This window comes from Aestuariivirga sp. (assembly GCF_044239095.1).
In the GTDB taxonomy this organism is placed as follows: Bacteria; Pseudomonadota; Alphaproteobacteria; order Rhizobiales; family Aestuariivirgaceae; genus Aestuariivirga.
The window spans coordinates 1-9,281 of the sequence record NZ_JBIICB010000168.1; the positions used below are offsets into that span (position 1 = coordinate 1).

At 65.6% G+C, this 9,281-nt stretch carries 7 protein-coding genes; 2 read left to right on the plus strand and 5 right to left on the minus strand.

What is annotated here, in order from left to right; all coding sequences use genetic code 11:
- The 5 genes from ACILRA_RS14720 to ACILRA_RS14740 form a co-directional block, all read right to left on the minus strand.
- Positions 1-758, minus strand: a 758-nt coding sequence (locus ACILRA_RS14720) for an ATP-binding cassette domain-containing protein (RefSeq protein WP_395662841.1), incomplete at its 3' end; no start/stop codon positions are given.
- The gene (locus ACILRA_RS14725; RefSeq protein WP_395662842.1) at positions 758-1,627 is read right to left on the minus strand and encodes an ABC transporter ATP-binding protein; all 870 of its coding nucleotides are present in this window, start codon (positions 1,625-1,627) and stop codon (positions 758-760) included. The genes ACILRA_RS14720 and ACILRA_RS14725, both read right to left, overlap by 1 nt.
- Positions 1,600-2,415, minus strand: coding sequence for an ABC transporter permease (locus ACILRA_RS14730; RefSeq protein WP_395662843.1), 816 nt, complete (start codon positions 2,413-2,415; stop codon positions 1,600-1,602). Before ACILRA_RS14730 ends, ACILRA_RS14725 begins: the two co-directional genes overlap by 28 nt.
- Positions 2,408-3,415, minus strand: coding sequence for an ABC transporter permease (locus ACILRA_RS14735; protein WP_395662846.1), 1,008 nt, complete (start codon positions 3,413-3,415; stop codon positions 2,408-2,410). Before ACILRA_RS14735 ends, ACILRA_RS14730 begins: the two co-directional genes overlap by 8 nt.
- 136 nt (positions 3,416-3,551) lie before the next feature.
- Entirely contained in the window at positions 3,552-5,081 is a 1,530-nt protein-coding gene (locus ACILRA_RS14740; protein WP_395662847.1) for an ABC transporter substrate-binding protein, read from the minus strand.
- A gap of 204 nt (positions 5,082-5,285) precedes the next feature.
- Here ACILRA_RS14740 and ACILRA_RS14745 point away from each other — a divergent pair, with 204 nt between their 5' ends.
- Together ACILRA_RS14745 and ACILRA_RS14750 are read left to right on the plus strand one after the other, a co-directional pair.
- Positions 5,286-7,448 carry a thiamine pyrophosphate-dependent enzyme gene (locus tag ACILRA_RS14745; protein ID WP_395662844.1) on the plus strand — a complete coding sequence of 721 codons (2,163 nt, stop codon included), beginning with the start codon at positions 5,286-5,288 and terminating at the stop codon, positions 7,446-7,448.
- Positions 7,448-8,974 carry an indolepyruvate oxidoreductase subunit beta family protein gene (locus tag ACILRA_RS14750; RefSeq protein ID WP_395662845.1) on the plus strand — a complete coding sequence of 509 codons (1,527 nt, stop codon included), beginning with the start codon at positions 7,448-7,450 and terminating at the stop codon, positions 8,972-8,974. The genes ACILRA_RS14745 and ACILRA_RS14750 overlap by 1 nt, the downstream gene beginning before the upstream one ends.
- The last annotated feature ends 307 nt before the right edge of the window (positions 8,975-9,281 follow it).

A 9,281-nucleotide genomic window follows, 5' to 3' on the forward strand; every position in this document is an offset into this window, starting at 1 on the left:
CTGTCGATGAGCGTCTGCGTGAACGGGCTGCGGGGAGAGGCGAACACCTCCGCCGTCCTGCCTTCCTCGATGATCTCGCCGCCGCGCATGATCACCACGCGCTCGCACAGCGCGCGCACCACTGAAAGGTCATGGCTGATGAAGGCGAGCGCCATGCCCATTTCCGCGCGCAGGCGCTGCAGCAGGTCCAGCACCTGCGCCTGGGTTGATACGTCGAGGCCGGAGACGATCTCGTCCGCCACGATGAAATCCGGCTTGAGCGCGATGGCGCGCGCAATGCCCACGCGCTGGCGCTGCCCGCCGGAAAGCTGGTGCGGATAGCGCCCCATGGCACTGGCCGGAAGCCCCACCCGGTCGAGCAGCCCGGTCACGGCTGCGGGTGACGCATCGAGCCCGTGCAGGCGAAGCACGCCTGCCAGAATGCCGCCGATGCTGCGGCGCGGATTGAGCGATGACTGCGGGTCCTGGAAGATCATCTGCATGCGGCGGCGCAGGGGTTTCAGCGCATGTGCCGGCGCATGGGTGATGTCTTCGCCGTCGAACAGGATCTGGCCTTCGCGGGGCTCGTACAGCCGAAGCAGGCTGCGCCCGAGCGAGGTCTTGCCGGAGCCCGACTCTCCCACCAGCCCCACGCTCTCGCCCTTCGCGATGGAGATCGAGATGTTGTTCAGGATGGTGAGCCTGCGGCGGCGGCCGATGAGCAGCTGCTGGCTCATGTCCGGCACGTCGAGCGAGATGTTGCGCGCCTCGATCAGCATCAGCCGCCAATCTCCCGCCTCAGTTCGGCGATGAGCGCGTCGGGCACCGGCCGCAGGCTCTGCTCCGGCCTGTCATAGCGCGGGCTCGCGGCAAGCAGTGCCTGCGTATAGGCGTGGCGCGGCGTGTGGAGAACGTCAGCCGTTGCGCCCTGTTCCAGCACCTTGCCGCCATAGAGAACGGTCATCCGGTCGGAAATCTGCGCCACCACGCCCAGGTCGTGGGTCACGAACAGCAGCGTCGTCTTGTGCGTGCGCTGCATTTCGCGGATCAGCCGCAGCACCTGCTTCTGCACCGTCACGTCGAGTGCCGTGGTTGGCTCGTCGGCGATGATGACATGCGGGTTCAGCGAAAAGGCCTGGGCGATCAGAACGCGCTGGCGCATCCCGCCTGACAGCTCATGCGGATAGCGCCGCATGACGAGCCCCGGATCGCGGATTTGCACATCCTCGAGAAGCTGCAGCGCTCTTGCCTCGGCCTGCCTGCGGCTCAATCCCGCGCGCAGCCGCAATCCGTCGGTCAGCTGGTCACCGATGCGGCGGGCGGGGTTCAGCGATGTCAGCGGGTCCTGCGGAATGAGGGCGATGCGCACGCCGAGCATGTCGCGCAGTTTCGGCGGCGGCAGCGCCAGAAGGTCGGTTCCCTCGAACAGGATGCTGCCAGAGGTGATCCTGATGCCCGCTGGCAAAATGCCCAGCACCGCCTTGGCGATGGTCGACTTGCCAGCCCCGCTTTCGCCCACCAGCGCCATCACTTCCCCGGCCTTCACTTGCAGGGAAACATCACGCAGGATCGGCCCTACGGCGCTGTGCGCGCAAAGGTTCCGGATGTCGATCACCGCCGTCACCGCTTCAGCATCGGGTCGAGCCATTGGCGCAATCCGTCTCCCAGCTGGTTGAAGGCAAGCACGGTCAGGAACAGGGCGCCAAGCGGGAAGACCAGCACCCACCACGCCTGGTAGATGATCTGCCGTCCCTCCGCGATCATGCCGCCCCAGGTCGGCGTGTCGCTCGATACCGACAGCCCGACGAAGGACAGGATTGCCTCCACGATCACGGCGATCCCCATTTCAAGTGACAGCAGCACCAGCACCACGGGCAGCACATTGGGCAATATCTCGCGGAACAGCACCGCCATCCGCCCCATGCCCAGCGCGGTTGCGGCCTCCGCATACTCCAGCCGCGCCTGCTGCAGCGTCTCGGCCCGCACCACCCGGGCAAAGCGCGTCCAGTCGATGACCACGATGGCCACGATCACCGAGTGCAGCCCGGATCCCAGCACGGCGACGAGCAGGATGGACAGCAGCACCGGCGGGAACGCCATCCAGATGTCGATCAGCCGTGAGATGACGGCATCGGTCCAGCCGCCGAAATAGCCCGCAAGCAGGCCCAGTGCGGTTCCGAGAATGCAAGCCAGTGTGGCCGCCACGAAGGCAACCGTCAGCGCGATCCGCGTCGCATAGATCATGCGTGAGAGCAGGTCGCGCCCGAGGCTGTCGGTGCCCAGCCAGCGTCCGGGCTCCTGTCCGGGCGCGGCGGTGGCGGCCATCAGATCCTGTTCCAGCGGATCGAATGGGGCGATGAGCGGCGCGAGCAGCGCGATGGCCAGCAGCAGCAGGATGAAGCCGCCGCCCAGCCAGATGCGGAGGTCCCTAGGCATGTCGCAGCCTCGGGTTCAGCCACGCCGTCAGCGCGTCGACCAGCATGTTGACCGCGATGAAGATGACGCCGAATGTCAGCACCAGGCCCTGGATCAGCGGCAGGTCGCGGTTGATCACGGCATCGATGGCGAGGTTGCCGATGCCGGGATAGGAGAAGATGCGCTCGGTGATCACCGTGCCGCCGATCAGGAAGGTGAATTGCACGCCCGTTAGCGCCAGTGCTGGAACGGCGGCGTTGCGCAATGCCTCCTGCAGCAGGATTCGCCCGTTGGATAGTCCCTTGATGCGGGCAAGCACGATGTAGTCCTGCACCATCACGTCCATCATGGTGTTCTTGAGCACGCGGCCGATCACCGCGGCCAGCGGCAGGCCGATGGCGAAGGCCGGCATGACCATGTGCTTCAGCACATCCCCTACAAAGGCGAACTTGCCGCGCAGCAGGCCCTCAAGAACGAAGAATTGCGTCGCAAGCCCGTGGTCGATGGTCGGGTCGCTGCGGCCCGAGATCGGCAGCAGCGGCACCAGCACGCCCAGCACCAGCACGAAGGTCAGCGCCCAGATGAAGTCGGGCACCGCCAGCAGGAGCCCGTTGGCATTGTCGATGAGGCTTTCAACCCACGTCCCGCGCCAGGCGGTGGAAACGAGCGCGATCGTGCCACCCAGCAGAACCGCGATGGCAAGCGCCAGCAGGGCGAGTTCGATGGTGGCCGGAAGCCGGTCGGCGATGATGGTCATCACGTTCTGCTTCATCGAGATCGAGGTGCCGAGGTCGCCGCCCAGCACCTGGCCGAACCAGATCGTGAATTGCTGCCATACCGGAAGGTCAAGGCCATAGACCGCACGCAGTGCCGCGATGTCGGTCTCCGACGCGCCAGGCGCGATCATCATGGCGATCGGGTCGCCGGGCACCACGCGCACCAGCACGAAAACCACCACCATCACGCCGATGAGGGTGAGAAGGGCGGTGAGCGCGCGCGACAGGATGAGGCTGAAGGGCATATGAAGGCCTGCGAGCGGCGATGTGAGGGTCATCAGCATGGCCGCAGTCATAGCATGTGTTAGGAATAAAAGTCAAGGATAAAATTCCTTGACCGGGAAATCGAGGCCCGGCCGGAGCCGGGCCTCGGGGTCAGCGTCAGGCGGGCGACATCTGTGCCGGCTCCGGCGAGCCCGCCACATTGGGCGTCACCTTGATGGTGTTCTTGAACAGGATCGGCTGCTGGTACTGGATCAGCGGGATCACATAGCCGTTCTCGGCGATGTGCTTGTCGACGGCCTTCCAGCCCTCGATGCGCTTGGCCTCGTCGGCCTCGCCCCACAGCGGGCCGATCATGCCGTCGAGGTCATCCGTGTTCCACACCGAGTGCGGGCTCGGCCCGAACATGGCGAAGCCCGTGGACGTGGTCGGATCGCCGATGGCGTTGCCCCAGTTGTAGAAGGCGGCAGGCGCCAGCGTGTCGGCAGCGCGCAGCTCGTAGTGCTTGGCGATCTCGTAGACCTCGATTTCGGCCTCGATCCCTACCTTGCGCCACATGCCCACGATGGCCTGCACCATCTCGTAGTCCTTGGGCTTCAGGCCGCGCGTGGACTGGATCGTGAACTTCACCGGATTGTCCGGACCAAAGCCTGAGGCCGCGAGCAGTTCCTTTGCCTTCTCGGGATCGTAGGCCACGGTGATCGTCGCGTCGAAGGCCGTGTATTCGGGGGCCTGCAGCGTGCTGATCGGGGTGGCGTAGCCGCGCAGCAGCTTGTCGACGATGGCCTTCTTGTCGATCGACATGGCGGCCGCCAGGCGCACGTTCTTGTCCAGCATCGGGCCGTCGTTGTTGAGGAAGATCATGCCGATGTCGGAGACGGGCGTCACCGCGCCGCTCAGGCCGTCCTTCGCCTTCAGGCGGTCGAACTCCTCGAAGGGCACGTCGACGGTCACGTCGGAAGAGCCTGATTCGATCTCGGCCACGCGGCTCGTCGCATCGGGAACGAACTTGAAGACCACCGTCTCGAAGGCGGGCTTGCCGCCCCAGTAGTCCGGGTTGGCCTTGAGGCGCACGAAGGCGTTGCGCTCGAACTGGTCCACCATGTAGGGGCCGGTGCCGATGGGCTTGGCCTCGAAGCCTTCCGCGCCCACTTTCTCGAAATAGGCCTTGGGCATCACATAGCCCGTGAGGAAGGCCATCCACTTGAACAGCGTGGGCTCGAACTGCAGGACGTCGGCGGTGATCTTGTTGCCGTCCACCTTGAAGTTGCCGATCTTCGACCAGATGAAGGCGATCGGGTTGCCGCCGTCCATCTTGCCCGCCCGCTCGAGCGACCACACCACGTCCTCGGCCGTGAAGGGCGAGCCGTCGTGCCACTTGACGCCCTCGCGGACCGTCATGAACACCTGCTTCTTGTCATCCGACCAGCCCCACTCGGTGAGCAGCCCCGGCTGGAACTCCAGGTTCGGCTTCTGGCCGATGAACTGGTCGAACACCGAGCGGTAGATCGCCTGGATCGTCGGGTTGACGGCGGAAAGCCCCGTGGTCGGATCCCAGGAGGGAAGGTTCACGTTGTAGGCGATGGTCACCGTGCCGCCGTCGGCCCGCGCGGCAGTGATGTTCAGCCCGCTGCCCATGAGCAGCCCGGCGGCTCCCAGCTGCAGCAGCTGGCGTCTGGAAATCTCGATCATGCAGTCCCTCTTGTTTGGCCCTTGCCGTTTCTTGACGGCGCCAGATTGAAGACCATTTTGGCCCCCAAGGGGAGAAATATTTAGTTGCATCCATCCAATGCTGCAATGCAGCATCTGTTGGCGCCGCAATATGGCTTGATATGGCGGCGGATCGCCGCCACTATTTCGGACGATCTATGCATTGGAATATAAAGGCGTCAGATGGCAGAGCGGTCCTTTGCGCGGGAAGTGGAAGATCTGCGGCTCGGTGCGGGTGAGGAATTCCGTGGCGAGGGCATTCTCGCCATCACCAAGGCGCTGCTGCAATCGGGGGTGTCCTATGTCGGGGGCTACCAGGGCTCGCCCATCTCGCACCTGATGGACGTGCTGGCGGATGCCTCCGGCTATATGGCCGAACTCGGCGTCCATTTTGAATCCTCCGCCTCCGAGGCCACCGCCGCCGCCATGCTCTCGGCCTCCGTCATGTACCCGATCCGCGGTGCCGTGACCTGGAAGTCGACGGCGGGCACCAATGTGGCCAGTGACGCGCTCTCCAACCTCGCCTCGGGTGGCGTCACCGGCGGCGCGGTCATCATCATCGGCGAGGATTACGGCGAAGGCTCCTCCATCATGCAGGAGCGCAGCCACGCCTATGCGATGAAGTCCCAGATCTGGCTGATGGACCCGCGCCCTGACCTGCCCAGCATGGTGCAGGCGGTGGAGCAGGCCTTCGAGCTCTCCGAGGCCTCCAACACCCCGGTGATGGTCGAGGTGCGCATCCGCGCCTGCCATGTCCACGGCCGCTTCACCGCGAAGGACAACCGCAAGCCCGCCTACACGCTGAAGCAGGCGCTGGAGAACCCGGTGCGCGACGTCAACCGCATCGTGCTGCCGCCCGCCTCCTTCATCCATGAGAAGCTGAAGATCGAGAAGCGCTGGCCCGCCGCGGTGAACTTCATCCGTGAGCACAGGCTCAACGAGGTCTTCGGTCCGGATGACGCGGATGTCGGCATCATCCTGCAGGGCGGCATGTACAATGGCGTGATCCGCGCACTCCAGCAGCTCGGCCTGTCGGATGCCTATGGCAACACCCGTATTCCGCTCTATGTCCTGAACGTCACCTATCCGTTGGTTGATGAGGAGGTGCTCGCCTTCTGTGCGGGCAAGTCCGCCGTCGTCGTGGTCGAGGAGGGCCAGCCCGAATTCCTCGAGCAGGCGCTCAACACCATGCTGCGCCGGCGGGACCTGAACACCCGCTTGTCTGGCAAGGATGTCTTCCCGCTGGCAGGCGAATACACCGCAACGGTGCTCCAGAAGGGCCTTCTCGGCTTTCTCGAGAGACACGCGCCGCGCCTTCTCGGCAACCGGCCGCCGCTTCCCGATGCCGCGCCCGTGCTCAACAGCAAGGAGGTGCAGGCGCTGGCCACTGTCGTGCCGCCGCGCCCGCCGGGTTTCTGCACCGGCTGTCCGGAGCGCCCGATCTTCGCGGCCATGAAACTCGTCGAGAAGGAGCTCGGCACGCACCATGTGTCGGCCGATATCGGCTGCCACCTGTTCTCGATCCTGCCGCCCTTCAACATCGGCGCCACGACCATGGGCTACGGCCTCGGGCCCGCCGCCGCCTCGGCCTTCAACGTCAAGGCAGACAAGCGCGTCATCTCGGTCATGGGTGACGGCGGCTTCTGGCACAACGGCTTGTCCTCCTCCGTCGGCAACGCGGTCTTCAACAAGCATGACGGCGTCATGCTGATCGTCGACAACTATTATTCCGCCGCCACCGGCGGTCAGGACATCCCGTCCTCGCGTGCCGAAAACACGAAGCGCCAGACCAACAACGCCATCACCACTGCCGTAAAGGGTGTCGGCGCCACATGGGTGCGCCAGATCGACCGCACCTATGATGTCGCCAAGATGCGTGACACGCTGCGCGAGGCACTGACGACGGACGAGCCTGGCCCCAAGATCATCGTCGCCTCATCCGAATGCATGCTGAACAAGCAGCGCCGCGTGAAGCCGCTGATGGACAAGGCGGAGAAGGCAGGCGAGCCCGTGCTGCGCCAGCGCTTCGGCGTGGACGAGGATATCTGCACGGGTGACCATGCCTGTATCCGCCTCTCCGGCTGCCCGTCGCTGACCGTCAAGCACCTCGACGATCCGCTGCGCGATGACCCTGTCGCGGCAATCGACGACAGCTGCGTTGCCTGCGGAAACTGCGGCGACGTGGCCGATGCCGCGGTTCTCTGCCCGTCCTTCTACCGTGCCGACGTGCTGCGCAATGCGAGCGGCTGGGAGCGCTTCAAGAGCCGGATCCGCGCCTCGGTGATTTCCTTCCTGCAGCGGCGGCGGGAGCGGCGGCGCATCCTTTTCGGCAGGCAGGCGGCGTGATGTTCGACGCTACGCAGGGCCGTGACAAGCCGCTCACCATCGCCATCCTCGCCATGGGCGGGCAGGGCGGCGGGGTGCTGACGGACTGGATCGTCGCCGTGGCTGAAGCCAATGGCTGGTATGCGCAGTCGACCTCCGTTCCGGGCGTTGCGCAGCGCACTGGCGCCACGCTCTATTACATCGAGATGCTGCCGCCCCGCGGCGGCCAGCCGCCGGTGCTGGCGCTGATGCCCACGCCGGGTGACGTGGACATCGTCATCGCGGCGGAACTGATGGAGGCCGGCCGCTCCATCCTGCGCGGCCTTGCGACACCGGACCGGACGCTGCTCATCACCTCCACCCACCGCGCCTATGCCGTGGCGGAGAAGGAGAAGCCGGGCGAAGCAATCGCCGACCCTCAGGCTGTCAACGCCGCGGCGGGTATCGCCGCGCGCCGCGTCATCGCCTTCGACATGGAGCGCGCCGCGCGCGGCCATGGCACGGTCGTCTCCGCCCCGCTGCTTGGTGCGCTGGCCGGTGCTGCCGCATTGCCGTTCCCGCGCGAGAGCTTCGAGCAGGTGATCGCAGCCGGCGGCAAGGGAACGGCCGCCTCGCTCAAGGGCTTCGCGGATGGCTTTTCACGCGTGAGCCAAAATGAATTGCCGCAGGCCGTGGCGAAGCCGGTGCCCGTGCCAAGCGGCCTGCCGGAAAGCCTCGGCTCTGCAGCACTCGATGAGCGCCTTGCAAGGCTGCGCGCGCTCCCCCCTGCGGCCCATGCCGCGGCGCTGGCCGGCCTGAAGCGCACCATCGACTTCCAGGACCTCGCCTATGGCGATGACTATCTCGCCCGGCTTGAAGCACTGGCCGAACTCGACACCCGCCACGGCGGCTTGCCGCGCGGCCACGCCTTCACGGCTGCCGCCGCGAAGCATCTCGCCAATGCCATGGCCTATGATGACGTGATCGGCGTTGCCGACCTCAAGACCCGCTCTGCGCGGTTCGCGCGCATCTCAGCGGACATGAAATCAGGCGGCGATCCGCTCTATCTCACCGAATTCATGCACCCGCGCGCGGAGGAGTTGGTGAGCCTTCTGCCAGCATCATGGGGCCGCAGCATCGCCGCAAAGCCCGCCCTCATGGCGCGGATCGACAGAATGGTGAACCGCGGGCGCCGGGTCGAGACGGCACGGTTGCGCGGCTTCCTGCAACTCTATGCGGTGAGCGGCCTCCGGCGCTGGCGGCGGAAACTTCTGCGCCATGAGACCGAGATGCGCCATGCCGGGGACTGGCTCGCCATCGCCAGCCGCATGCTGCCCCAGAACTACGATCTCGCCCGCGCCATGCTGGCGGCGCGCCGCCTGGTCAAGGGCTACTCGGACACGCACGCGCGGGGGCTTTCCAAGTTCGACCGCGTCTTCTCCGCCGCAACCCTTCTCGCGGCACGCGATGACGGCGGCCAGTGGATGGACCGTCTCGTCACCGCCGCGCTGAAAGACGAGAACGGAGACGCCCTCGACGGCGTGCTGAAGACGATCCGGGAGATGTAGCCTTCTTTCCTCGCCCGCCCGTACCCCATTCCGTCCTTTCCCCTAAATGCGTGGCGGCGAGGGGGAATGAATGAGAAAGTTTAGATATTAATTCTTATCCCTCTCCCCCTCCGGGGGAGAGGGCAGGGTGAGGGGGTGGCTGCCGCGGGTCAGCGCGTTTGAAGTCTTGAGCCCGCTGCGGCCATCTGTGATGCAGTCTGAGCGTTTCATGTGTGGACAGACCCCCTCACCCCGGCCCTCTCCCCCACATGCGTGGGGGCGAGGGGGAATTGAGGAGAAGGTTTACATGTAAATTCTTATCCCTCTC